This is a genomic window from Streptomyces sp. ERV7, assembly GCF_001653515.1.
Taxonomy (GTDB): Bacteria; Actinomycetota; Actinomycetes; order Streptomycetales; family Streptomycetaceae; genus Streptomyces.
Genome location: NZ_LYOY01000001.1, coordinates 354,785 through 379,118 on the forward strand (window position 1 = coordinate 354,785; position 24,334 = coordinate 379,118).

Consider the following 24,334-nt stretch of genomic DNA (forward strand, 5'->3'; position numbering starts at 1 on the left):
CAGTCATCCTCGTTCCCCGATCCGCGCTACCTACTGGGGGGTAGCGTAGAAAGATCCTTCGGTCGATACTTCGCCGGGCAAGCCCGACTTGGCCTTGGAGGGGTACCGATGAAAACCACCACGAAGTCGCGCAGGAGGTTTCGCGCCGCCTTACGGGGACCGCGCCGGGCCCTCGTGCCGGCGGTCGTACTCGCCGCAGCCGCAGGGGTGTTGGCCCCCGCCCCCGCATCCGCGGCACCCGCGTGCGACGCCAAGCGCTCGGCGGCGCCGGTCGAAGTGGCCCGCATACCGGACTGGGTCGAGTCGATCGCCGTCGACCAGCAGGGCCGGATGTTCGCCACCGCCTACTTCACGGGCCGCGTCTACCGCATCGACGCGCCGGGCAGCGCCCCCGTACCCCTCACCGGGAACATCGGCGCCAACGGCGGGATCGTCGTCCGCGAGGACGGCCGGCTCCTCGTCGGCACCGGCAACGACGCCCTGCACTCGCTCACCGGAGACGCTCTCCCGCTGTCGAAGCTCCTGCTGGTGGATCCGGACTCCGGCCGGGTCAGCACATACGCCTCGGGCCTCGGCGGCATCGACGGCGTGGCCCTGGCGCCCGACGGCACCGTGTACACCACCACCCTGGGCGGCCGCAGCATCGGCCGCGTCACGCCGGACGGACGGGTCGACCCGGCCTGGGCCCAGGTGCGGCAGCCCAACGGGATCGCCGTCGCCCCCGACGGAACGCAGGTCTACGTCATCCAGACCACCGTCGCCCCCGGCCTCTACCGCATCCCGGTCGGCGACCCCGCGCACCCCCGGCGCTGGATCTCCGCAGGGCCCTCCGACGCCCTCGCCCTCCCCGACGGCCTCACGCTCGACGGCCGGGGGCGCCCGCTCATCGCCACCCATGCGGCGGGCCAGATCTGGCGGGTCGAGGGAGACGCCCTCTGCGCCGTGGAGTCGGGCATGTACCTCTCCACCCAGATCACCTACGGACACGGCCGCGGCGGTTTCCCGGCGGGCAAGCTCTACCGGTCGGGCGTCAACGGGAAGATCTACGAGATCCCCGCAGGCGACCTGGATGTCACGGCGGTCAGCCAGAGGGCCCGCACCGCGGCCCACGCCAACGTCACCTCCGTGCCCGACTGAGACGAGCGGGTTGTGGTGGGGGTGTACGGGTGGGGAGCCGGGGCAGTGGAAACCTGTCGTGACCGTATCGAGCGGAGGCTTCCTGATGTTGATGGCTCACCCGGCAGTGCTGCGTGATCTCCTCGCCGAGTACGACGCGCTGTGCGCGCTGAACGCGGCCGAGGGGGGCGAGGCCACCCGTCGACGCCTTGAGGACGTCTCCTACACCCTGTGTGTCGCGACGGGGACCCGGGACGTCGACGCGGCCGTGATCGCGGCACGTCACCGGCTGCCCGGTGCCCGTACCTTCGACGACTCCGTGCTGAGCGCGTGAACCGGGCCAGGGCGGGTGACGGTATGGAGCACATGGGCAACCGCGGCGAGTCCGGCGCGGACGGCGTGGACGGTGTGGCCGAGGAGGTGGCGCGGCTGCGCGAGGAGGTCCGTGATCTGCGGGCCCAGGTCCGCAGCCGGCCTCTGATCTCGCACGCCCAGGGCATCCTGCAGGAGCGCTACCGGCTGCCGGACGCCGACAGCGCGTTCGCGCTGCTGCGCCGGTCCTCCCAGCGGCACAACGTGAAGCTGCGCGTGCTGGCCGAAGCGGTCGTGCGTACCCAAAGACCCGACGGCCCCTCGGACTTGTGGTTCCCGCGACGGACGCGAAGAGAGCCGCCGCTCCTGGACGCGGTCGGTGTGGAGGACCCGGGCCGTGTCAACCGGGGCGCGGTGCTCGGTGCGGTCCTGTCGCAGACCCTGGCCATCACGGGCACGGACATGGGCAACGTGCAGATCAGCGACCGGGCCGCCGGTGGACTGCGGATCGAGCACCACACCGGTCTCAGCGAGCACTTCGTCGAGTTCTTCGCCTTCGTCGGCGACAGCGGTACGTCGTGTGCGAAGGCCGCCGCGAACGTGGCGCTGACCACCGTGCACGATGTCGCCACCGACGAGGTGTTCACCGAGGAGGCACGGCACACCATCCTCGCGGCGGGCAGCCGCGCGTGCCACAGTGTGCCGCTGGTCGGGCCGTCGGGTGCGTGCCTGGGAATGGTCTCCGCCCACCTCGAACGCCCCACGAAGGCCCTCCACCCGGCCCAGGCGAAGGCCCTCGCGGCCACCGGCCGGCAGGCCGGGGGCTGGCTCGACTGGCACGAACGCACCGTCGTCCTCGACGCGTTGGAACACCTGCACACCCAGGGCCGGTCGAGAGATACCGACACCGGTACGGTCTCGTGACCGGAGCGCACGGACCTGGGCGTACGGCCGGTTCGGGCAGTGCGAAGCCGCACTCTCTATGCTGCGACGATGATCAAGCCTGTGGAACTCGTGATATTCGACTGCGACGGCGTGCTGGTCGACAGTGAGCGCATCGCCGTACGTGTACAGGTCGCCCTGGGCGCCGAGTTGGGATGGCCGCTCACCGAGGACGAGGTGATCGACCGTTTCATCGGGCGCTCCACCGCCTCGATCGGCGAGCAGGTCGCCGCCCGGCTGGGCGACGAGGCGGCCGTGGTGTGGCGCGAGCGGTTCGAGCAGCTCCACCGTGAGGCGGTGGACGCGGCCCTGTCGCCCGTCGACGGGCTGCCCGAGGCGCTCGACGCGATCACCCTGCCGACGTGTGTCGCCTCCAGCGGCTCCCACGACAAGATGCGCCACACCCTCGGCCGCACCGGCCTGTACGAGCGCTTCGCGGGCCGTATCCACAGCGCCACCGAAGTGGACCGGGGAAAGCCTGCGCCGGACCTGTTCCTGTACGCCGCCCGGCGGATGGGCGTCGACCCGGGCGCGTGCGCGGTGGTCGAGGACAGCCGCCCCGGCGTCGAGGCCGCCCGCGCCGCCGGTATGCGGGCCTTCGGCTATGCCGGTGGGCTGACTCCGGCCGAGCGGCTCGAAGGGCCGGACACCGTCGTCTTCCACGACATGCGCAAACTGCCGTACCTCCTCCTCGAACAGTGATCCGCTCCCGCGGAGAGGTGATGGGCCAGGGGCGCGGGTGAGAAACCCGCACCAACTGGCCCCGGGCCTGCGGGAGTCGATATGCTCCCGTTCCGGAGTGGTCAGGAAGCGGCTACCCCGCTCATCGCCGTACAGCCGATCAGTGGGAGCCATCTGTGCCCGTACCACCTCCGTCGTCCCGCGTGCCCGGAAACGGTTTACCGCCGGGCCAGGGGCAGGCCCTGCTGCTGGTCGACGACCACGAGGACAACCTGTTCGCCCTGGAACACGCCCTCACCCCGCTGGGCCGTCCCGTCCTGCGGGCCACCAGCGGCGAACAGGCCCTCAAGACGGTGTTGCGCGAGCCCGTCGCGGCGGTGGTGATGGACGTGGTGATGCCGCACATCGACGGTCTCCAGACGCTGTCCTACCTCCACCGTCTGGACCAGACCCGCGACCTGCCGGTCCTCCTGGTCACCGGCACCAGCCGCGACAACCAGCTCGCCCGGACCGCGTTCACACTCGGCGCCGCCGGGATCCTCCTCAAACCCCTCGACCCGTGGGCCCTGTGCTGCCACGTCCGTACCCTCGCCGACCTCTACACCCGCACACCGTAAGGGCGTTTCGTCAGCCGAGGACGAACGGCAGTCGCGCGGCCGGCCCACCGAGTGCGGCCTGTTCCGCTTCGGTCGGAGCGCGGCGGCCGGTGCCGATCAGGAGCGCGTCCCGGTCGGTGAACGACGCCGGGAACGCCGTCTTGGCGATCTCCTCCAGCGTCGCCCGGCAGTGGGCCAGGCACCGGGCGGGCGGTCCTGCGGTGTCCGGGAGGTGGGCGGTCAGGTCGAGGTGGTGCAGCGTCCATTCCAGGACGTACGCGGTGAGGTAGTCGGCGACCGTGAGCACCTCGTCGCGGGTGCTCACCCGGGCGCCGGGGTCCGCGAGTTCGGCGGCGCGCCCGGCGGCGGAGCCCACATCGTCGAGGTGGAACCTGAGCAGCCCAGGTTCCTCGTACGCGGCGGCCAGCCGTACGGTCAGCGCGTCGAGCGGGTCCTCGCCGGTCGGCGGGTGGTCCTCGACGTTCCAGTAGGTCACCGCGTCGACGGTCGGTTCCGCGTCGGCGGGCGTGGCGAGGGTGATCAGGACGTCCTGCGCGTCGATGACCAGGTGGCACACGAGGTCCCGCACGAGCCAGCCGGTGCAGCCGGAGGGCTGTGCGAAGTCCTCGTCCGGGAGTTCGGCCACCGCCGAGCGCAACGCTGTCCATGAGTCCGAGAAGAGATCCACACGGGCACGGTAGTGCGGAGCCGGAACGCCGGACAAGCCCGGCGACTCCTTCGGCGGCCACCTCGTCCACACCGGCGGCGGCCGGCCCTCGGGCGGCCACCGAACTGCTTGCCGGGTCGCGGCTTCAGCCGCCGCCCTCGGTACGCGTACGGGAGCCGCTGTAGACGCCTTCGGTGCGGTGGGCCTCGTCCTGCGCGAGGAGGGCGAGCAGGGAGGCGACGGTCAGGCCCGCCTCGGCCTCGGCCGGGTGGCGCAGGACCTTGGCCGGCTCGATCCGGTAGGTGTTGCCGCGCCCTTCACGGGTGTGGGAGAGGAATCCGGCCTGTTCCAGATCGGCGATGATCTTCTGGACGGCACGTTCCGTGAGTCTGCAGCGCGCGGCGATGTCGCGTATCCGCGCGTTCTGGTTCTCGGCGATGGCCGCGAGCACGCGCGCGTGGCTGGTGATGAACGTCCATCCTGTGTGCGGTTCCGGCACTTCACCCATGAATGGATCGTACGCCCGGGGGTTCGCGTAATGGAACAGGCGAATCTGACTTCATGTATATCTTGACGTGTCTCGTGTCCGGGCGCGAGTCTGGGCACGGAGGATGGACCCGGAGGACCCTGAGCACACGGGAGATGGCCATGGCGCAGCCGTCACACTCTGCCGAGCCCGTCGACACGGGCCCGGAGACGGACCCGGGGCTTGAACTCGGGCAGCTGCGGCGGGCGATGGAGAGCCGGGGGACCATCGACCTGGCCAGGGGCGTTCTCATGGCCGCCTTCGCCATCAGCCCCGAGGGCGCCTGGAGCGCGCTGGTCATGACGTCCCAGAACACCAACACCAAGCTGCACCGCGTGGCCCAGCAGGTGGTCGACTCGGCCGGCGGCACCCCCTTGCCCGAGCGGGTGCAGAAGCACCTCTCGGCGGCGATCGCCAGGCTCGCCACGGCGGATGGAGCGGCGGGAGCGGTGCACGACGGTCGGACGCCGGACGGTGGCGCTCAACGGTGACGGGATCTCGCCCCCGCGACTCGGTGGGCGAATTCGAGGTTTTCACCGCCGCGAGTGAGGTAGTTCGTCAGGGCGTTGTCTCCGTAGGGAGGACGTAGGCGCCGGACAGGTTGGGACCATCAGCCGCCGGCGCCGCCTACGTCGGCAGTGCCTCGCCGCAGCGAGCGCAGTAGCGGGCGTCCGACTCCGCCGCCATCCGCCCGCACTCGGGGCAGACTTGGTCCAGCGCGCAGGGCGCCTCACCGCCTTCGTCGGCGTCGGCGGTACGGACGCCGATGCTCAGCCCGGGGCGCCGCCGGTGGACGGAGAGGTACGCGAGGCCGCCGGGCCCCGCGAGGAGTGCGCGCCGGGCCGTCCTCGGCAGCCATGCCACCGAACCCGGCTCCAGGGCCTGCCGCTCCACCCCGCTGTCGAGGTGGCCGTCGCCCTCGACCACGACCAGCATCACATCCAGGTCGGACTCGACATGCTCGGCCACGGCCGCACCGGGAGAGAGCCGCACCAGGTTGGCGTCGAGCTGTCTGCCCCGTTCCGCCAGCCGCCACAGTGCGCCCCCTTGGCCCTCCTCGGCGGCGGCGACGGCTTCATGGAGGGCGACCAGCACTCGGGACGTCTCGACTGGGGCGTGCAACGGTGTCTCCTGACGGCGCTGGCGGACGCTGACGGGCTCGGCCGAGGCACCGTACCGGATCCCGGTCGGCTGTTGGGTGTGATGTGCCAGTGACGGGGCGGGCGTGAGGGCACCGTGGTGCCGACCGTCCTATCCGCCCACCAGAGCCACCACGAGGTGCGTCATCTGCGTCCGCGGGTCGGGCGTGCCCGGCCAGCTCGTCAGCAGCAGGTGGTGGGCGGCGCCCACCAGGGCAAGGGCCACCGCCTGTGGGTCGACGGCGGGGGCCACCCGGCCGAGCCGGAGTTCGGCCACGAGGTAGTCCGCGATGGCGTCCTGGACCGCGGCGAAGCCCGGCGCCCCCGCCTCCAGCGCCTCCCGGATGCGCAGGGCGGCCGCCGGGCGCGTCATGGCCAGGCCCGCGACGGCCGGGCCGCCCGAGCCGAGCAGCGCGAGGGCGACGGCCTGGAGGTTCTTGGCCACCGAGCCGTTCCCGACGAGCCCCGAGAGCGCCTCGGCCTTCGTGGCCGTACGGGCGAACCGGTCGAGGCAGAGCTCCGCGACGAACTCGTCGAGCCCGGCGAAGTGCGTGTGCAGCAGCCCCTTGGCGCACTCCGCCTCGCTGGTGACGGCCCGGCTCGTCAGCGCGCCGGGCCCGCCCTTCTCCAGGACCCGCTCGGCGGCCGCGAACAGCCGCTCCCTCACATCTGGCGTCGCCACTCCGCGCGGTGACATGGACCTTCTCCCGTACTGCTGCCGTGGTCGCGGGCGCGTTCCCCGCTCTGCGGATCCTAGCCGGGGTTGTCAGTATGGGCATACGCCCATACTGTTTGGGCGTACGCCCATTCTCTGTCGCCACCCAGGAGGCTTCCGTGCCCGACGTCGTCAACACCGAGCAGGCGCAGGCCTGGAACGGGCCCGAGGGCGCCCACTGGGCCCGCAACCAGGACCGCTGGAACGCCGTGAACGAAGGCTTCAACGAGCCGCTGCTCGAAGCCGCCGCCCTCACCGAGGGGTGCCGGGTCCTCGACATCGGCTGCGGATCCGGCCAGACCACGCGGCTCGCCGCGCTCCGGGCCCCGCGTGGGCACGCGCTCGGCCTCGACCTGTCCGGCCCGATGCTGGCCGGGGCCCGCGCCCGGGCGGAGCGCGACGGCGTGTCCAACATCGCCTTCGAGCAGGGCGACGCCCAGGTCCACCCCTTCGAGCCGGGGGCCCACGACTCGGCGCTCAGCCGCTTCGGGGTGATGTTCTTCGCCGACCCGGTCGTCGCCTTCGGTGCCATCGGGCGGGCGCTGCGGCCGGGCGGGCGCCTGGCGTTCGTGTGCCCGGCGGCCGCCGACGGCAACGGCTGGGTCGAGGCGTTCTCGGTCCTGAGCGGTCCGCTGCCGCTCGGGGATCTGGCACGGCCGGGGTTGCCCGGTATGTTCTCGCTGGCGGAGCCGGCCCGTATCCGCGAGGTCCTCACGGCCGCCGGGTTCACCGGCGTCACCGTCACCGAGGCCCGCGCGTACGGGACTTGGGGGAGCGGGGCGGCGGACGCGGCGGAGTTCCTGCTCGGCACGGGGCCCGGCAGCCATCTGATCGCGCAGATGGACGCGGCGGCCCGGGCCGCTGCCCGCCGGAGGCTGGAGGAGTGGCTGCGCGCCCATGAGACGTCCGACGGCACGGTCCGGCTGCTCAGCACGTCATGGCTGGTCACCGCGGACCGCCCGGCCTGAATCCGGCCCCCGGGTGTTCCGGCGGGCGGGGACGGGCAGGTGGGAGGAGGCTGTTGCCGTACGAGGAAGATCGCGACGGCGTCCGACGACGAGAAGGGCCGCCATGCCGAGTCCCGCCACCCGCGCCCCGCTGCCGCCGCTGCGTCTGGTCGAGTTGGGCGGCACGGGGCCCGAGGACGTCGTCTTCGACGGCTCCGGACGCCTGCTGACCGGCGTCGCGGACGGGCGCGTCCTGCGGATCGTCCTGCCCGGGCCGGGCGGGCCCGATCGCCCCGGCGGCGTCGAGGAGGTCGGCCGGACGGGCGGGCGGCCGCTGGGCCTGGAGGTCCTGCCCGACGGGCGGCTGTTGGTGTGCGACGCGGAGCGCGGGCTGCTCCGTCTCGATCCGGGCGGCAGGGCGGAAGCCGAGGTGCTGGCCGACTCGGTGGCGGGGATGCCCCTGCGGTTCTGCAGCAACGCGGTGGCGGCCCCGGACGGCACGGTCTACTTCACGGTGTCCAGCCGCCGGCACGGCCTCGACGACTGGCTGTCCGACATCGTGGAGCACCAACCCACCGGCCTGCTGGCGCGACTGGTGCCCGGAGGCGAGGCCGAAGTGCTGCTCGACGGGCTCCAGTTCGCGAACGGCGTGGCGCTGGCGCCCGACGAGTCGTTCGTGACGGTGGCCGAGACCGGCGCGCGACGGCTGACCAGACTGTGGCTGACCGGCCCCGACGCGGGCCGCCACGACACCCTGGCCGACGGCCTGCCGGGCTTCCCCGACAACATGTCCCGCAGCCCCGGCGGTGGGTTCTGGGTCGCGCTGGCCGGGGCGCGCACACCCCCGCTGGAGTGGCTGCACCGGGCACCGCCCCGGGTGCGCCGGGCGGTGGCCGCCGCGGCCCGCCGGCTGCCGCCCCCGCCCGCTCTGGGCGGCGCCCGGGTGGTCGAGGTGGACACGTACGGCCGGGTGGTGCGCGAACTGCGCGGGCGCGGGTACCGGATGGTGACCGGCGTCGCCGAGCATGCGGGGCGGCTGGCGCTGGGCAGTCTCCAGGAGGGCGCCGTGGCCTGGTGCGACCTCTGCGAGCCGACGCCGCTCGCCGCCGGAGAGCCTTCTATTTGACCTCAGGGTCAAAAACGGTGCTACGGTGAACCCATGGGCAGGCCGAAGCAGTTCGATCCGGATGTGGCGGTGGAGCGCGCGATGGGCGTGTTCTGGCGCAAGGGGTATGCGGCGACGACGCCGCAGGACCTCGTGGACGAGCTCGGCATCGGCAAGGGCAGTCTCTACAACGCCTTCGGCAGCAAGCACGCGTTGTTCGAGCGGGCGCTCGCCCGCTACCGCGACTCGCAGGCCGCATGGCTGACGGAGCTCCTGGACCACCCCGGTACGGCGAAGGACCGGCTGCGGGGGGCGCTGGAGGCGCTGGTCGAGCTCGACCTGGGCGACCCGGACCGGCGCGGCTGTATGGCGGTCAACGCCGCCGCCGAGTCGGCCCCCTCGGACGCCGGGACGGCCGACACCGTACGCAGGATGTTCGCGCGCACGGAGAGCGCCTTCCGGGCCACCGTCGAGGAGGGGCAGCGGGCCGGCGAGATCGACGCCGGCCGCGACCCGGTGGCGCTGGCCGCCTGGCTGCTCGCGACGGTGATCGGTATGCGCGTCATGGCGAAGACCGCCGAGGACGCCACGCAGTTGCGGCGGGTCGTGGACGCGGTGATGGGGTCGCTGTAGAGCGGCCCGGCCGTGCCGGCTGTTCGGCGTCGTCGCCGGGCGCCCTTTTTGTGCGCTGATTTTGTACCTCTAGTTCAAGAAAATCTGAGGAGTGGGACATGGAACTCGATCTCGCAGGGAAGACCGCGGTCGTCACGGGGGCCAGCCGGGGCGTCGGCCTCGCGATCACCCGGCAGCTCATCGCGGAGGGGGTCCGGGTCGTCGGCGCGGCCCGGACGATCACCGCCGAACTGAAGGAGGCCGGCGCCCACCCGGTCGCGGTCGACCTGAGTACACCGGAAGGCGCCGAGGAGCTGGGGGCGCGGGCGCTCGCGGAACTCGGCGGTGTGGACATCCTCGTCAACAACCTCGGCGGCGGGGACGAGTTCACCTTCGACGGGTTCCTCGCGACCGACGACGCCCTGTGGGCGCACAGCTTCGAGGTCAACCTGTTCGGCACGGTCCGGGTCACCCGCCGACTGCTGCCGAGCATCCTGGAGCGCCGGGGCTCGGTGGTGAACATCTCGTCGATGACCGCACGGCTGCCGAGCACCGGCCCGATCGAGTACGGCGCCGCCAAGGCGGGCCTCAACGCCTTCGGCAAGGCGCTGTCCGAGGAGTTCGGGCCCCGGGGCGTGCGGGTGAACACCGTCTCTCCCGGACCGACGCGTACGGCCATATGGGAGGACGCCGACAGCTTCGGCGCCCGCCTCGCCGAGGCGAACGGCGTCGGGCACCGCGACTTCGTGTCCGCGGTGCCCGCGGCGATGGGCATGACCACCGGCCGTATGGTCGAGCCCGACGAGGTCGCGTCCGTCGTCGCGTTCCTCGTGTCCGACCGTGCGGCGAGCATCACCGGCGCCGACTACGTCGTCGAGGGCGGCGGCATCAAGACGGTGTGAGGCGCACCGCGCCCACACGGAACGACGCCCGTCGGGTCGCTTCGTGCGACGACCCGACGGCGTCGCACCCTGCGTGCGCCATACCCGCAGGTGGTGGGGGACCGGGGCCGCCGGGCGCTCTTCTAGGGTGTGCGGGGAGAACGTCCGCCGATCGACTCGGAGTTGCCGTGCCCCTGCAGATGAAGTTGACCGCCATCACGCTGGACTGCCCGGATCCACTGGCGCTGGCGGCGTTCTACCAGAAGGCCACCGGCCTCGAACCCCACCCGAAGTCGGACGCCGAGTTCGCCGGTCTCACCGGCGCGGACGGGCTCTTCCTCGGCTTCCAGCGGGTCGACGCCCACCAGGCCCCTCACTGGCCCGACCAGGCCGTTCCCCAGCAGATGCACCTCGACTTCCAGGTCGACGATCTGGACGCGGCGGAGGCCCGGCTCCTGGAGTTGGGGGCGGGCAGGCCCGAGTACCAGCCGGGCGGGGAGAGGTGGCGCGTCCTCACCGATCCGGCCGGGCACCCCTTCTGTCTCGTCAGGGACTGACCGGGGGCGGGGCCAGCACCGAGGCGGCCAAGTGGTCGCGGAACCAACGGTGGCCCGGGTCGGCCGAGTTCCGCGGGTGCCAGGCCATGCCAAGCTCCAGGGGCGCCAGATCGAGCGGGACGGGGAAGGTGCGCAGCCCCAGCGCCGAGGTGGTGTCGGGGAGCCAGCCGGCCAGGGTGAGGGCGACGAGGTCGGTGGTACGGGCGAGCATCATCGCGCTCGTATGGCTGGGAACGACGACCGCGATCCGGCGCCGCAGCCCGAGCTCCGCGAGTGCGCCGTCGATGGGCCCGAGGCGTTTGCCGAGCCGTGAGATACCGATGTGGTCGGCCGCGGCGAACCGGCGTGCGGTGATCCGCCCTGCGAAGAGGGGGTGCCCGCTGCGGGCGATGCCCACCAGTGCCACCCGGGTGAGGTGCTGGGTGCGGATCTCCGGGTCGAGGTGGTCGAGGACGCCGAGTTCCACGTCCACCAGGCCCTGCCGCAGCGCCGGGCCGCCCTCGATCGCCTCCGGCAGGAAGACCACGTCCACCTGGGGCGCCTCCGCGTGGATCCGGTCGCTCAAGGTCCCGGCCAGCCCCGTCAGGAGCACATCGGCGGCCTGCACGGTGAAGGAGCGCTGGAGGTGTACGGCGTCGAAGCCGGCGCCGGGCCGCAGGACGTCGTCGCAGCCGCGCAGCAACGCGCGGACCTCGTCCCGGAGTTCCAGGGCGCGCGGGGTCGGGACCATGCCCTGCCCCGCGCGGACCAGAAGCGGGTCACCGACGGCGCGCCGCAGCCGGGCCAGCGTACGGCTGGCGGCGGCGGGCGAGGTGCCGAGCCGCTCGGCGGCGCGGGTCACGCTGTTCTCCTGGAGCAGGGCGTCCAGGGCGCGCAGCAGATTGAGATCCAATGATGCTCCTGAGCTGCATGTTTACGTCTGAGGCAATGATTGGATGCTCATTCTTGCATTGTTGAGGCGGCCGCCCGTGGCGAGAGTGGAGGGGTCCGCGACGACGCGTCGTGTGACGTCCTCTTCGTCCTTCCAGGGAGCCTTCCGTGCAGCAGTCACCCCGCGCCGGCCGAGACGGCGATGTGCTGGCAGTGGTCAGCCAGAGCGGGCCGACCCTCTCGTTCTTCGACGCCGCCACCGACCGGCACATCGATACGGTCGACATCCTCGCCGAACCCCACGAGGTGTGCTTCGACCCGACGCAGCGCCTGCTGTGGTGCACCACCACGTACCACTCGGGCTACTACCACGCGAACGGCGGCCGACGCACCGAGCTGACCGTCATCGACCCCGACACGCGCCGCATCGTCGAGGTCGTCGACCTCGCCCCCGAACACGGGCCGCACGGGCTGGCGTTGGACACGGCGAACCACCGCCTCTACGTCAGCGTGGAGGGCTCGGCGGACCGGCCCGGTGGAGTCGTGGTGATCGACACGCGGACCCGCCGGCCGCTGGGCAGGATCGACACGGACGCGCCCGGCCCGCACTGGTTCGCCATCGACCCCGCGGGGAGGACGGGGTACGCCACCAACAAGGAGGCGCCGTTCGTGTCGGTCGTCGACCTCGAACGGGGTGTCCTCACCGCGAAGGTCGAGGTGCCGGGCAGCGAGGGGCTCGCCGTGTCCGCCGACGGCGCGTACGCCTACGTGGCCTCGCCGTACGCCGGTTCCTTCCTCGCTCCCGCCGAGGACCGGCCGGCCGCGGGCATCAACGTCATCGACGCCCGGACGGCGTCCGTCGTCGACACGCTGCCCACGGACGACGTCGTCCTGCCGGTGCACCTCACCTCGACGGGCATGCTGCTGGTGGGCGAGCTGCGCATGGAACCCGACCCGGCGTCCCGGCTGGGCCGCCAGGCGCCGGGCCGCCTCACGGTCTTCTCCGCCGAGACCCGCAAGCGGGTGGGGGCGCTGGAGGTGGGGCTGTTCCCGCTGACCATCACCTCGTCGCCGGACGGCCGGGTCGCGTATGTGTCCTGCGTGGTCTCGTCCACCGTCCATATCGTCGACCTGGAGACGCTGAGCGAGCTGAGCCGGTTGGACATCGCCAGGACCGGTGAGCCCGGTGCCCACGGCCTGGCGTACATCCCGTGCGCGGACTGACCCCGACGGTCGCGAGGGACTGCGGCAGCGGTGGGCGCTCCCGGGCACCCCGAGGATTGACGGCCCGTCAGGCGGTGTCGCCCGTCATGCCTTTGATCATCTCGGCCAGTACGCTCCGCCGGTCCTCGCCCGGTGCGGCCCGGAGCGGGCGGGCCAGGCGGTGGCTGTCGTAGTGCCAGCGGTGGTCGAGGTCCGGCGGCACGCCGTCGCTCTCGCGGACCTCGGCGCGGGTGCCGAGCAGGTCCGTGAGGTCGCGGGCGAGGTCGTGCCAGGAGACGTGGCCGCTCACGGCGTTGGCGACGCCGTGGACGGGGCGCTCCAGACACTCGGCCACCGCGCGGGCCAGGGCGGCCGCGTGCACCCAGGCGACGCCGTACCAGGGGTGTCCGCCGGTGCCGGGACGGGGCAGCTCGATCGCTTCGCCCCGGCCGGCGGCCTGGTACAGCGCGCCGATGGCGCCCCACCGCAGCTGCTCGCGCAGCCGCTCGTGCGCACCCCAGACGATGGGTGAGCGCACGGCGCTCGCTCCGCCGCGTCCACCGGTGCCCGCCGCGCGCAGCACCATGGCTTCGCAGTCGGCCTTGGCCCTGCCGTACGGGCTGAGGGGCTCGCGGGGCGCGGACTCCTCCACGACCCGGTGCGCGAGCGGGTGCCCGTAGGCGTCGACGCTGCTGACGAAGACGAAGGGCCCGCCGCTCCAGGCCTCGACCATCGTCTCCATGGCCGCCAGGTCCACTTCGGGCCGGGTGAAGGTGGAGGCGGCGTGGACGACCGCGTCCACGTCCGCGACGGCGTCGCGCAGTCCGGCCAGGTCGGTGAGGTCGCCCTCGACGACGTCGACGCCCTCGGCGGCGATCAGGTGGGCGGACTCGGGCCGGGCCAGGGCCAGTACGGGGCGGCCCCGGGCGGCCAGTTCCCGCAGGACGAACGCGCCGACGCCACCGGTCGCGCCGGTGACCAGCACCGTACCGGGGCGGACGGCCCGGGAACGGGCGGGCCTGCTCGTGGCCTTGGCCGCGGCCTGCTGGGCCGCGCGCTCGTCCAGGAGCGCGGTGAGGGCCCGGGGTGTGCGGGCCTGGAGCACGTCGAGGCCGGTGAGCGGCAGGCCGAGCCCGGTACGCAGGCGTTCGGCGAGCTGCACGGCGATCAGGGAGTGGCCGCCCAGGCCGAAGAAGTCGCCGTCGGGCGACGGGGTGAGTCCGAGCAGCGCGGTGAAGGCCTCGGTGACGGCCGCCGCGCGCGGTCCGCGCAGGACGTCCGGGGCGGGCCGGCCGGGCAGCCGGGCGGCATCGGGGATCCCGGCAGCCGTCTGCGGCAGCGCGTCGAGCAGGGTGACCGCGGCGGGCACGGACTCGGGTGCGAGCGAGCGGCGCAGCAGGGCGAGCAGCTCGTTGCCGGAGGGGCCGAAGCTGTCGTCGAGGACGGCGTAGGCGACGGGCGGCCCCTCGTCGGGCTGGACGACCAGGGCGTCGGCGACCTGCGGGTGGGCCCGCAGAGCCTGGGCCGCAGGGTGGGCGCCGCTGTCCCCGGGGCGGGCCGGGGACGGCTGGACCGCCGCGTCCGGGTGCCCCTCCGGCCGGGCCTGGGCGCCGGGGCCGGGCGGTGTGCTCAGCCCGGGCAGCTTGCTCAGGGCGAGCTCCGGGGTGGCCGCCGCCGCGTCGAGGAGGGCGGCGTAGTCCCGTACGGTCGCCTCGGCCGCGGCGCCGTCCAGCACGCCGCGGTCGAACTGGACCAGGGCCGTGGGCTGTTCGGCGTCGCCGGGCGCCAGGCCGTAGGACAGGGCGAACTTGGCGCCGCCGGTGGGCACGTCGACGTACTCGGCGAGGGTGCCGGGCAGCCGGAGCACCGTGGGCTCGCCCAGCACGTCGCAGGTGACGCGGACCAGCGCGGTGCCGTCGGCGCCGCGTGCCGTGGCGCCGAGGCGTTCCAGGGCGAGGTCGAAGGGGAGGTGGCGGTGGCGCTGGGCCTCCAGGAGCGCGTCGCGTACGCGGTCCAGCAGTTGGGCGAAGGAGGGGTCGCCCGAGGTGTCGACGCGGACGGGCAGGGTGTTGACACACAGGCCGACCAGGCCGCGCATGGCCGCCCCGGTGCGGTGGGTGCCCGCCACGCCGATGACGAGGTCCTCGTCGCCGGTGAGGCGGTGCAGCGCGGCGAAGGCCGCGGTGAGCGACACCGCGAAGAGCGTGGCGCGGTGCTCGGCGCCCAGGGCCCGCAGGGCGTCGGGCAGCGCGGGTGCGAGCGGCACGGTGTGTACGGCCGCCGAGTGGGCGCCGGTGTACGGCGCCGCCGGGGCGGGCAGGCGGGGTGGGGTGGCGTCGGCCAGCAGGCCGCCCCAGCGGTCCAGCTCCGCCCGGAGGCCGGGGATCCCCTCGTGCTCGCGGCGCGCGTGGTCGGCGTACTGCGGCGGCGCGGCGAGGAGGGGCCGGCCCGATCCGTCGGTGGCCGCGGTGTACAGCGTGGCCAGTTCCTCGGCCACCGTGTCCAGGGAGCCGCCGTCGATGGCGATGTGATGGAACGTCAGCAGTACGGTGTGGTCCTGCTCGCCGTGGCGCAGCACCCGGGCGCGTACCGCCTCGCCCGCCGCGAGGTCGAACGGCCGGGCCGCTTCCGCCCGCAGCAGCGCCGGGGCGTCCGGCTCGGCGGTGTCGACGACGGGCACGGCGACCGTGTGCGGGGCCGGGAGCACTTCCTGGAAGGGCTCGCCGTCCCGTTCCGCGTAGCAGGTGCGCAGGATCGTGTGCCGGGCCACCAGTGCGCCCAGGGCGGTGGCGAGCGCGGCCGGGTCGAACGGGCCGCGCACCCGGGTGGCGAAGGGGACGTGGTACGAGTCGCCCGCGCCGCCGAGCCGTTCCATCAGCCACATGCGGCGCTGGGCCCGGGACAGGGGCAGCCGGCCGGTCTGTTCGGTGGTGTCGTTCGGGGCGGCCGGGGAGCGCCGGGCCGCGCCGGCCCGGGCCCTGCGCAGCAGTTCGCGCTGGAGCCGCTGTTGTTCGGCTCGCGCCGAGGTGTCGGCGTCAGTGGACATCGCTGTGCTCCGGGGTGTCGGGGTGGAGGTCGCTGTGGGCGGCCAGCAGGGCCCGTTCGATGAGGGCGGCCTGGGCGGCGACGGTCGGGGCGGCGAAGAAGTCGGCCAGGGCGAGCTCGACGCCGAGCTCCTCGCGCAGGTCGTCGGTGACGGCGAGGGCGAGGAGGGAGTGACCGCCCAGGGCGAGGAAGTCGGCCCCGGCGTGGGTGACTTCGCTGCCCAGGGACTGGCTCCACACCTCGGCGACGGCCTGCTCCAGAGGGCTCATCGCCGGGGCGGGCGTATCGGCCGCGCCCTGGGCGGCGGCCCGGGTGCGGTCGGCCAGGGCGCGTCGGTCGACCTTGCCGGACGGGGTCAGCGGAAGGTGGTCCACCAGGGTGACGGCGTCGGGCACCAGATGGGCGGGCAGGACGGCGGTGAGCCGCTCGCGCAGCGCGGTCGCCGCGGCCACGGGCCCGGGCGCGGCGACGACGAACGCGACCAGGCGCGCCTCGGGCGTACCCGCGCCGTCGACCGTGACGGCGGCGTCGTCCACGTCCGGCTGCCGGCGCAGGGCGTGTTCGACCTCGGCGGGTTCGATGCGGAAGCCGCGCACCTTGACCTGGTCGTCGTTGCGGCCGTGGAAGTCCAGGACGCCGTCGGGGCGGGCGGAGACGATGTCGCCCGTGCGGTAGAGACGCCCGGCGGTGGGGTGGTCGACGAAGCGCTCGGCGGTGAGCTCGGGGCGGCCCGCGTAGCCGTCGGCGAGCCGGGTACCGCCGACCCACAGTTCGCCCCGGTCGCCGTCGGGGACAGGGTTGCCGTCGGCGTCCAGGACGTGGACGGTGGCCCCGGCGATGGGACGGCCGATCGGCGGCGGCGCGTCGCAGTCGTGCCCGGTGACGGTGTGCGCGGTGGCGAAGGTGGTGGTCTCGGTCGGTCCGTAGCCGTTGACGAGCTCCAGCCAGGGGAAGGCGGCCAGCACGTCGCGGGCCTGGCGGGCGGCCATGGCCTCGCCGCCCACGACGACCGAGCGGAGCTGGCCGAAGACGCGTGAGCGGCGGGCGGCCAGCTGGTGGAAGAGCGCCGTGGTGAAGAACGCCACCGTCACGCCGTGGCGTTCGACGTGCCGGGCCAGGTCTTCCAGGGACGGCCGGGGCACGGTGCACACGACGACCGCGGCGCCGTTGGCGAGCGCGGCCCACACCTCGAACGTCGAGGCGTCGAAGGTCATCGGCGAGTGGAACAGGACGCGGTCGCGGGCGGTGACGGTGACGTACTCGGGTGCCGTGACCAGTTCGGCGACGGCCCGGTGCGCGAGGGTGACGCCCTTGGGGCGGCCGGTGGAGCCGGAGGTGAACATGATGAAGGCGGGGCTGTCCGGGGCGGCGCCCGCCGTCGACGGGCCGTCGGCCAGCGGCACTTCGGGCAGGGCCAGGACGGGCCCGGTGAGCCCGGCCGCGTCCAGCAGCTTGGCGTCGCCGACGGTGAGGGTGACGCCCGCGTCGGCGATCATCCCTTCGGTACGGAGCCGGGGCTGCGCGGGATCGAGCGGCACGCACACGGCTCCGGCACCCCACAGGGCGAGCTGCGCGACGACGGTGCGGGCGGACCGGGTGGTCAGCAGTGCCACCCGGTCGCCGGGTGCCACCTGATGCTCGCGCAGATGGGCGGCGAGGGCGCGTCCTGCCCGGTCGAGTTGACCGTAGGTGAGGGTGGTGTCGCCGTCGACGACGGCCAGGGCGTCGGGGGTGCGGGCGGCGTGCCGGGCCACGAGGTCCGGCAGCGCTGTCGCCCGATCCGGGGCCAGGGTGGGCGCGGTGGTGGATGTCATGTCAGGCTCCTGCCGGTCGCGGGGTCCAGCGCTGGTCGAGGAGGGCGGCGAAGGCGCCCAGGTCGGTGCTGCGCAGCAGTTCGTGCGCGCGCGGGCGGATGCCGCTCTCCCGCTCGACGTGCGCGAGGAGGCGCGCGGCGACGACGGAGGTGCCGCCGATATCGGTGAAGTTCTCGCCGAGTACGGTCTCGGGCCGCCCCAGGAGGTCGCGTACGGCCGCGAGGACCAGCCGCTCGCCGGGCGTGGCGTCGGCCGGCTCGTCCGCCGGGGCTGCGGGCGCCGCGGGGGAGGGGTCCTGGGCGGCCAGCGCGGCCCGGTCCACCTTGCCGTTGGCGTCGAGCGGATAGGCGTCGACGAACCGGACGGCGGCCGGGACGGCCTGCTCGGGGAGCCAGGCGCGGACCGCGGTGAGCAGGTCGGCGGAGGCCGGGGTGTCGGCAGCGGGCTTGAGGTGGGCGACGAGACGGGCGAGGCCGGAGTCGTCGCGCCGCACGGTGACGACGGCCGTGCGCACCCGGGCGTCCTGCTCGAAGGCGGCCTCCACCTCGCCGAGTTCGATCCGCACCCCGCTGATCTTGACCTGGTGGTCGAGGCGGCCGAGGAACTCCAGACCGCCGTCGGCGCCCATGCGGACCCGGTCGCCGGTGCGGTACAGGCGCTCGACAGCCTCCAGCGCCGGGTGCCCGGCCGGGGCGGTGAAGCGGCGCGCGGTCAGCTCGGGGTCGAGGTAGCCGAGCGCCAGGCAGTGGCCGCCGATGCGCAGTTCGCCGTCCTGCCCCCGGGCGACGGGCCGGCCCTCGTCGTCGGTGACGACGACGGTGACGCCCGGCAGGGGTGTGCCGATCGGCGGCGGCGCCACCTCGCCCGCGGCCGCGTCGGTGGCGCGCATCGCGTACGTGGTGGTGACGACGGTGGCCTCGGCCGGGCCGTAGGCGTTGTGGACCGTGGCGGTGACGTCCGGGCCGGGGCGGCGGCGCATACGGTCGCCGCCGACGACGAGGTGACGCAGTTTCAGGTCGCTCGGCCACGGCCGGTCCAGGAGCGGCTCGACGGTGGGGGTCGCCGCCACGCACACCGTCACGGCGGCATCGCGCCACCAGTCGGTGAGCAGCTCCGCGTCCCAGCGGGTGTCGTCGGGGGCCGGGACGAGGGCGGCACCCGAGGTCAGCCCGGCCCACAGCTCCAGCAGATGCGGGTCGAAGGCGACCCCGATCAGCAGGGACTGCCGGTCGCCCGGCGCCAGGGCGGTGGCCGCCCGGTACCAGTCGAGGGCGACGGAGAGCGAGGCCTCGGCCACGGCGACCGCCTTGGGGCGGCCGGTCGATCCGGAGGTGAGGACGGCGTACAGGGCGCCCGCCGGAGCGCGTCGCGCACCGGAGGGGCGGGCGGCGAACGCGGCCACCGCCCCGGCCGGCGCGTTCACGCCGTCGGTGGGCAGGGGCAGTGCGAGGTGCTCCCCGGCGTGGTGGGCCGGGGGCAGCACACCGGGCTCACCGATGAGGCAGGCGACGTCGAGGTCCTCGGTGACGGCCTGGGTGCGGCGCTCGCCGGGGCGCGGGCCCAGCGGCAGGTAGACGGCGCCGATCCGGGCGAGCGCGACGGCGGTCACCACCAGCGCGGTGGACCGGTCGAGGCAGACACCGACCAGATCCCCGGGCCGTACGCGGTCGCGCAGGGCGGCGGCGACGCGCTCGGCGGCGGCATCGAGGTCTCCGTACGTCCAGGTCCGCGTGCCGTCGATGACGGCGGGGGCCTGCGGGGTGCGCCGGGCCCAGTCCTCGAAGCGGGCGACGACGGCGGTCGGTTCGGCGGCGGGGCCGTGGGCGACGCTCACCGCCGTGCCGGTGCCGGTGGCCGCGACGGTGGTCTCGGGAAGGGAGGGGGACTGGATCATCACGACTCCGTGGAGAGAGGGGCGGTGGCGGCGAGGGCGTCGGCCTGGTCGGCGAGCACGGGGTTGCGGAAGAGCACCTTCAACGGCGGACGCGTGCCCAGATGGGGCTCCAGCCAGGCCGCGAGCTCGGCGGCCAGCAGCGAATGGCCCCCGATGTGGAAGAAGTGGGAGGCGGCGTCGAAGCGGCTGTGGCCGAGCACCTCACGCCAGCCGTCCACCAGCAGGGTCGTCATCGGATCGTCCGGCACGGCGATGGTCTCCGCGTCCCCGGACACGGTCTCCGGCTCGGGCGCCGCCGGGGCCACCGGGTCGAGCGCGACCGCGCGGCGGCCCAGGGCCGTGCGGTCCGGCTTGCCGCCCGCCAGCGTCGGCATCGTCGTGAGGCGGGCCCACCGGGCGGGCACGAGGGGGCCGGGCAGACGGCGGCCCAACTCGGTGTGCAGCGCCTTCTCGTCGACGTCGGCGGGGCCGGAGCCGTCCTCGAAGAAGCCGACGAGCCGGGGCGCGGCGGGGCTCTCACGGTCCAGGACGACCGCGCAGGAGCGCCCGCCGAGCACCGCGGACGCCGCCGCCTCGATCTCCTCCAGTTCGATGCGATGGCCGCGCAGCTTGACCTGGTTGTCGCGACGGCCCAGGAAGTACAGCAGGCCGTCCAGACCCCGGTAGCCGAGGTCGCCGGTGAGGTAGACGCGCTCCCCGCCGAGCGCGTCCACGGTGAGGAACCGGGCGGCCGTCACCTCCGGGTTGCCGGGGTAGCCCTCGGCCAGGCCGGGCCCGGCGATGGCCAGTTCACCGACGGCGCCGCTCGGCAGCGGGCGGTGGTGCGCGTCCAGGACGTGGACGCGCTCGCCCGGCAGTTCGGTGCCCAGCGGGATCTCGGCGCCCTCGCCCAGGGCGTCGCGGGCGACCTCGTGGACGGTGGAGGTGATGGCCGCCTCGGTGACGCCGTACGCGTTCAGGACGGTGGCGTCGGTGTCGGCGAGGAGGCCGCGCAGGGTCTCGGCGGGCAGGCGTTCGCCGCCCAGGACCAAGAGCCGGGGCGCCCAGCTCTCCTCGCGCAGCGCGGGCCGCAGCTCTTCGCGGGTGGCGAGGAAGTAGCTGGTGGGGAGGTTGGCGACGGTGACCCGGGCGGCGGCGAGCAGTTCGGCGAGCTCCGACGCGGTGGGCACCTCGTGCTCGGGCACCACCAGACACGCGCCCGAGTGCAGGGTGGGCAGCACCTCCTCAAGGGCCACGTCGAAGGACGGCTGCGCGAACATCAGGACCCGGTCGGCGCTGGTGAGGGCGAACCGCTGGGCGGCCGCGGTCAGATGGTGTTCCAGGGCCGCGCGGCCGACGGCGACCGGCTTGGGCGTTCCGGTGGAGCCGGAGGTGTGGATGACGTAGGTGGTGTGGGGCAGGACGTCGGCCGCGTGGGCGCGGGGCAGCACGGGCGCGTCGATCCGGGCGGCGGGCAGGTCGTCCGGCAGCTCCGGGCCGCCCTCGCCGGTCAGTACCAGCGCCGGGGCGAGCCGCCGGAGCAGCAGGGCGATACGGGCGGGCGGGTCGGCGGGGGACAGCGGGCAGTAGACGGCGCCGGTGCGCAGACAGGCCAGCAGGGCGGTGACCGAGTCGGCTCCCCGGGGCAGGACGGCGGCCACCGGCTGTCCCGGTGCGACCCCCGCCGTGCGCAGCCGCTCGGCGAGCGAGGCGACCCGCTCGTCGAGTTCGCCGTACGTCACCCGGCGCGCCCCGCACAGCAGGGCGGGCAGCGACGGGTGGTGGGCGGCCACCGGATCCAGCAGATCGCGGTCGTACGGCACGGGCGCGGCCTCGGCGGCCGGCTCCACCGCGGCCGGGGCGAGGTCGGCCAACGGGGCCTCGGGGGCGTCGAGGTAGGCGCGCAGCAGCTCCAGGAAGCGGCCGGAGAGCAGCTTGGCCACGTCCTCGCCGAGCAGGTCGGCGTCGTAGTCCCACACCAGGGTCATGCCGGGCGCGCCGTGGCGCGTGGTGACGCCGCGCCGGTCGTCCGGCAGCAGCACCACGTCCAGGTCGAAGCGGGTGGTGCCGGTGTTGAACCCCTCGAACAGGGTGATGTCCAGGCCCGGCAGGTCGATCTCGGGCAGCGGTGCGTCGTGGGCGCTGAACATGACCGAGAACAGCGGGTTGTCGGCGCCGGAGGTGTGCAGGCCGAGCGCCCGGGTCAGCTCCTGGACCGGCACGTCCTGGTGCGGCAGGGCGCGGATGAGGGTGTCGGTGACCTCGTCCATGGTGTCCTGGGCCGGGACGGCGGCGTCCAGGGCGAGCGGCAGCGGGATGGTGTTGACGAACATGCCGACGGCGTCCTCGTACCCCGGCGGCCGGTTGCCGACCGCGGTGCCGACGACCATCCGGGAGCGGCCGCTGTGGCGGCGCAGGAGTTCGGCGAACAGTCCCAGGAGCGTGGCGAAGGGGGTGAGGCCGCGCTCACGGGTGTGGGCGCGCAGCCGCTCGGCGAGATCGGCGCCGATCGTCTGCCGCAGCTGTCCGCCGTGGTGCCTGCGGTGGGCGCCGGGGCGGGTCAGTCCGGGCAGCGGCAGGTCGCGGGGCTGGTCGCGCAGTTCGGCCTGCCAGAACTCCAGTGACTCCAGGGCGTAGGCGGTGTCTGCCTGGGCCCGCACATGGTCCGCGTACGAAGGGGCGGGCGGGAGCGTGAGGGTTTCCCCCGTGACGCGGGCGCGGTAGGTGCGGAAGACGTCGTCGAGCAGGATCGCGAACGAGTGCCCGTCGTGGATCAGATGGTGTTCGACGTGGACGAGCCGGTGGTGGTGCTCGGCGAGTCGTACGAGCGTCCAGCGGATCAGCGGCGCCTCGAAGGTGTCGAGCGGCGTCTCGGCCTCGCCGCGCAGCAGGTCCTGGAAGGCCGCCTCGGGGTCGTCCTCGCCGCTGAGGTCGGTGGTGTGCAGCCTCGGCGCGCACCGCTCCGCGACCCGCTGGCCCGGTACGGACCCGGGCCGCTCCACGAGTTCGAGCCGCAGGCCCGCGTGGCGGGCCAGGGTGGCGGCCAGGCCCTGGTGCAGGGCCTCGGTGTCGAGGGGGCCCCACAGGTCGAGTGCGGCGGTGAAGTTGTAGGCACGGCTGCCGGGCTGCATCTGTTCGTGCAGCCAGACGATCTCCTGCGAGGCGGAGAGCGGAAGCATGAGCGGTCCCTGAGGGTTGTCGGGCGGTTTCCGGGGCCCGGTCACGGTCGTGCCGGGCAGGGTCGTACGGGCGGCCTCGCGGGTCGCGCGGGGCCGCGTGAAAGGGCGTGTGGGGTCTGGGGGATGCGTCGGGTGTGCGGCGCGGCGGGGTGCGCCGCGTTTCCAAGGGGGCGCGCTCCACGGCGGCTTGAGTGCCGCGCGCCCTTTGTCGGCCGCTGTGCCGGGGTCAGCCCGCGGTGCGCGTCGCCGGGCGCAGCGCCTGGGCGAGTGCCTCGAAGGCCCGGTGCGCGGTGGCGTCGTCGAGTACCGCGCGGTCCCACACCATCCGCAGACGGATCTCGGCCCCCTGGGTGACGGAGACGGCGAAGGGGCCGCGTACGGGTCTGCCGTCGATGTGGACCTCCCGGCCCTCGACACCGGCCAGTCGCAGGGGCGGGCGGCGGCTGTCGTCGTCGACGGTCAGCAGTCCGTCCAGAGCGCCGTTCCAGCCCGTACCGGCCGACCGCGCGGCGGCCACCACCGCGTCGAAGGGCATGTCGGCCCGGTCGAGGTCGTCCCACCAGGCGTCGGCCGTCGCCTCCGGCGCCGGTTCGTGGCCGGTGGCGGCGGGGAAGACCACGGTGTTGAGGAAGCAGCCGACGACCGGCCGCGCACCGGCGGGGCGGCCGCCCCAGGGGTAGCCGAGCGGGACGACGTGGTCCGGGCCGTACAGGGCGCCGGTCGCGGCGCGACAGGCGTCGAGCAGCCCGGGGAAGGGGACGCCGCCGTCGTGCGCGGGCAGCCGGGTCTCGGCCGAGCCGCTGGGGAGCGTGCCCGCCGGTACGCGTTCCGGGCGGGGCAGCGGCGCGTGTGCCCGCACGGCGCGCAGCCGGTCCGCCCAGTACGCGGCCGCCTCGGGCGTGTCCGCGCGTTCCTCGGCGCCGAGTTGGAGCAGGACCGCCTCGCGGTAGGCGGCGAGTTCGGCTGCCGTCTCCTCGGGCGTGGTGACGGTGTCCTCGGTGTACGCGGCGCCGAGTTCGTCGGCGATCCGGGCCAGCGACCGGCCGTCGCAGACGGCGTGGTCGAGGACGACGGCGAGGACGTCCTGGGTGCGGTCCTGTTCGTCGCGGGCGAGGAACAGCCGCAGGGGCGGGCCCTGCGGATCCCAGGAGGCGAGTGCGCGGCGCAGGGTGTCGGCGGGGCGCTCGCCCGGCGCGGGGGCCGGGCAGGTGACGTGGACGTCCGGTTCCCCGGTGTGCAGGACCGGGGTGCCCCGGACGACGGCGGGCCGTGAGCGCAGGGCGGTGTGCCGTGCGGCGAGTCGGCGGGCGGCCGTCCGCAGGCGCTCGGGGTCGACGGTGCCGTACGGGAAGGCGAAGAACATCGGCACCAGGTCCGGGCGTCCGGCCGGGTCCAGCGAACGCACCAGTGCGAAGCGGCGCTGTGCCCCGGTGACCGGCAGCAGGGCGCCCGCCCCGTCGTCGGCGGTGATACGCCGGTAGCGGGCCAGGTACTGGCTCGTGATGCTGGGCACGGAATCCTCGCTCTGTGGTGGTGTGTTGGGGTGCGCCGTGG

22 protein-coding genes are annotated in these 24,334 nt (G+C 74.3%); 12 read left to right on the forward strand and 10 right to left on the reverse strand.

Going from position 1 to position 24,334, the window contains the following annotated elements; all coding sequences use genetic code 11:
* The first annotated feature begins 108 nt into the window (after positions 1 to 108).
* The 5 genes from A8W25_RS01490 to A8W25_RS01510 all read left to right on the forward strand — a co-directional run bounded on the left by A8W25_RS01490 (position 109) and on the right by A8W25_RS01510 (position 3,668).
* Entirely contained in the window at positions 109 to 1,137 is a 1,029-nt protein-coding gene (locus A8W25_RS01490; RefSeq protein ID WP_079125742.1) for an SMP-30/gluconolactonase/LRE family protein, read from the forward strand.
* An 85-nt stretch (positions 1,138 to 1,222) separates the two neighbouring features.
* Complete coding sequence (locus A8W25_RS01495; RefSeq protein WP_067156565.1) at positions 1,223 to 1,450, forward strand: DUF5133 domain-containing protein; 228 nt, start codon at positions 1,223 to 1,225, stop codon at positions 1,448 to 1,450.
* 23 nt (positions 1,451 to 1,473) lie between these two features.
* Positions 1,474 to 2,352: an ANTAR domain-containing response regulator gene (locus A8W25_RS01500; RefSeq protein ID WP_234386101.1), complete on the forward strand. Its 879-nt coding sequence runs from the start codon at positions 1,474 to 1,476 to the stop codon at positions 2,350 to 2,352.
* A 69-nt stretch (positions 2,353 to 2,421) separates the two neighbouring features.
* Positions 2,422 to 3,072: an HAD family hydrolase gene (locus A8W25_RS01505; RefSeq protein WP_067154479.1), complete on the forward strand. Its 651-nt coding sequence runs from the start codon at positions 2,422 to 2,424 to the stop codon at positions 3,070 to 3,072.
* 182 nt (positions 3,073 to 3,254) lie between these two features.
* Complete coding sequence (locus A8W25_RS01510) at positions 3,255 to 3,668, forward strand: response regulator (protein ID WP_067154482.1); 414 nt, start codon at positions 3,255 to 3,257, stop codon at positions 3,666 to 3,668.
* 10 nt (positions 3,669 to 3,678) lie between these two features.
* On the opposite strand, the gene A8W25_RS01515 is transcribed toward A8W25_RS01510, so the two are convergent.
* Together A8W25_RS01515 and A8W25_RS01520 are read right to left on the reverse strand one after the other, a co-directional pair.
* A complete protein-coding gene (locus A8W25_RS01515) occupies positions 3,679 to 4,335 on the reverse strand; it encodes a maleylpyruvate isomerase N-terminal domain-containing protein (RefSeq protein ID WP_067156568.1) in 657 nt (218 codons plus the stop codon).
* A gap of 124 nt (positions 4,336 to 4,459) precedes the next feature.
* Positions 4,460 to 4,822 (reverse strand): MarR family transcriptional regulator, encoded by a 363-nt coding sequence (locus A8W25_RS01520; RefSeq protein ID WP_067154485.1) that lies wholly within the window; start codon positions 4,820 to 4,822, stop codon positions 4,460 to 4,462.
* 140 nt (positions 4,823 to 4,962) lie between these two features.
* Between A8W25_RS01520 and A8W25_RS34645 the strand changes: the two genes are divergently transcribed.
* The gene (locus A8W25_RS34645) at positions 4,963 to 5,331 is read left to right on the forward strand and encodes an ANTAR domain-containing protein (protein ID WP_324616175.1); all 369 of its coding nucleotides are present in this window, start codon (positions 4,963 to 4,965) and stop codon (positions 5,329 to 5,331) included.
* 136 nt (positions 5,332 to 5,467) lie between these two features.
* On the opposite strand, the gene A8W25_RS01530 is transcribed toward A8W25_RS34645, so the two are convergent.
* Both A8W25_RS01530 and A8W25_RS01535 read right to left on the reverse strand, forming a co-directional pair.
* Entirely contained in the window at positions 5,468 to 5,962 is a 495-nt protein-coding gene (locus tag A8W25_RS01530; RefSeq protein WP_067154489.1) for a hypothetical protein, read from the reverse strand.
* A 129-nt stretch (positions 5,963 to 6,091) separates the two neighbouring features.
* Positions 6,092 to 6,676: a TetR/AcrR family transcriptional regulator gene (locus tag A8W25_RS01535; RefSeq protein ID WP_067154492.1), complete on the reverse strand. Its 585-nt coding sequence runs from the start codon at positions 6,674 to 6,676 to the stop codon at positions 6,092 to 6,094.
* Between the two features lie 137 nt (positions 6,677 to 6,813).
* Between A8W25_RS01535 and A8W25_RS01540 the strand changes: the two genes are divergently transcribed.
* From A8W25_RS01540 to A8W25_RS01560, 5 genes are all read left to right on the forward strand, one after another.
* A complete protein-coding gene (locus A8W25_RS01540; protein ID WP_067154495.1) occupies positions 6,814 to 7,662 on the forward strand; it encodes a class I SAM-dependent methyltransferase in 849 nt (282 codons plus the stop codon).
* Positions 7,663 to 7,765: 103 nt separating this feature from the next.
* Positions 7,766 to 8,767: an SMP-30/gluconolactonase/LRE family protein gene (locus A8W25_RS01545; RefSeq protein WP_067154499.1), complete on the forward strand. Its 1,002-nt coding sequence runs from the start codon at positions 7,766 to 7,768 to the stop codon at positions 8,765 to 8,767.
* 33 nt (positions 8,768 to 8,800) lie between these two features.
* Positions 8,801 to 9,379, forward strand: coding sequence for a TetR/AcrR family transcriptional regulator (locus A8W25_RS01550; protein WP_067154502.1), 579 nt, complete (start codon positions 8,801 to 8,803; stop codon positions 9,377 to 9,379).
* Between the two features lie 98 nt (positions 9,380 to 9,477).
* Positions 9,478 to 10,260: an oxidoreductase gene (locus tag A8W25_RS01555; RefSeq protein WP_067154504.1), complete on the forward strand. Its 783-nt coding sequence runs from the start codon at positions 9,478 to 9,480 to the stop codon at positions 10,258 to 10,260.
* Between the two features lie 167 nt (positions 10,261 to 10,427).
* On the forward strand, positions 10,428 to 10,796 hold the full coding sequence (locus A8W25_RS01560) for a VOC family protein (RefSeq protein ID WP_079125744.1): 369 nt from the start codon (positions 10,428 to 10,430) through the stop codon (positions 10,794 to 10,796).
* Here A8W25_RS01560 and A8W25_RS01565 read toward each other — a convergent pair.
* Positions 10,786 to 11,688, reverse strand: a complete 903-nt coding sequence (locus A8W25_RS01565) for a LysR family transcriptional regulator (protein ID WP_067154507.1) — start codon at positions 11,686 to 11,688, stop codon at positions 10,786 to 10,788. The two genes, A8W25_RS01560 and A8W25_RS01565, sit on opposite strands and share 11 nt — an antisense overlap.
* A 146-nt stretch (positions 11,689 to 11,834) precedes the next feature.
* On the opposite strand from A8W25_RS01565, the gene A8W25_RS01570 reads away from it, so the two are divergent.
* Positions 11,835 to 12,890, forward strand: coding sequence for a YncE family protein (locus A8W25_RS01570; protein ID WP_067154509.1), 1,056 nt, complete (start codon positions 11,835 to 11,837; stop codon positions 12,888 to 12,890).
* A gap of 67 nt (positions 12,891 to 12,957) precedes the next feature.
* On the opposite strand, the gene A8W25_RS01575 is transcribed toward A8W25_RS01570, so the two are convergent.
* From A8W25_RS01575 to A8W25_RS01595, 5 genes are all read right to left on the reverse strand, one after another.
* Positions 12,958 to 15,915 (reverse strand): condensation domain-containing protein, encoded by a 2,958-nt coding sequence (locus A8W25_RS01575; RefSeq protein WP_067154512.1) that lies wholly within the window; start codon positions 15,913 to 15,915, stop codon positions 12,958 to 12,960.
* On the reverse strand, positions 15,905 to 17,728 hold the full coding sequence (locus A8W25_RS01580; protein ID WP_067154515.1) for a non-ribosomal peptide synthetase: 1,824 nt from the start codon (positions 17,726 to 17,728) through the stop codon (positions 15,905 to 15,907). Before A8W25_RS01580 ends, A8W25_RS01575 begins: the two co-directional genes overlap by 11 nt.
* 1 nt (position 17,729) lies before the next feature.
* Complete coding sequence (locus A8W25_RS01585; RefSeq protein WP_067154518.1) at positions 17,730 to 19,622, reverse strand: non-ribosomal peptide synthetase; 1,893 nt, start codon at positions 19,620 to 19,622, stop codon at positions 17,730 to 17,732.
* Complete coding sequence (locus A8W25_RS01590) at positions 19,622 to 22,780, reverse strand: non-ribosomal peptide synthetase (protein WP_067154521.1); 3,159 nt, start codon at positions 22,778 to 22,780, stop codon at positions 19,622 to 19,624. Before A8W25_RS01590 ends, A8W25_RS01585 begins: the two co-directional genes overlap by 1 nt.
* Positions 22,781 to 23,006: 226 nt before the next feature.
* Positions 23,007 to 24,293, reverse strand: a complete 1,287-nt coding sequence (locus A8W25_RS01595) for a condensation domain-containing protein (RefSeq protein WP_067154524.1) — start codon at positions 24,291 to 24,293, stop codon at positions 23,007 to 23,009.
* Between the last annotated feature and the right edge of the window lie 41 nt (positions 24,294 to 24,334).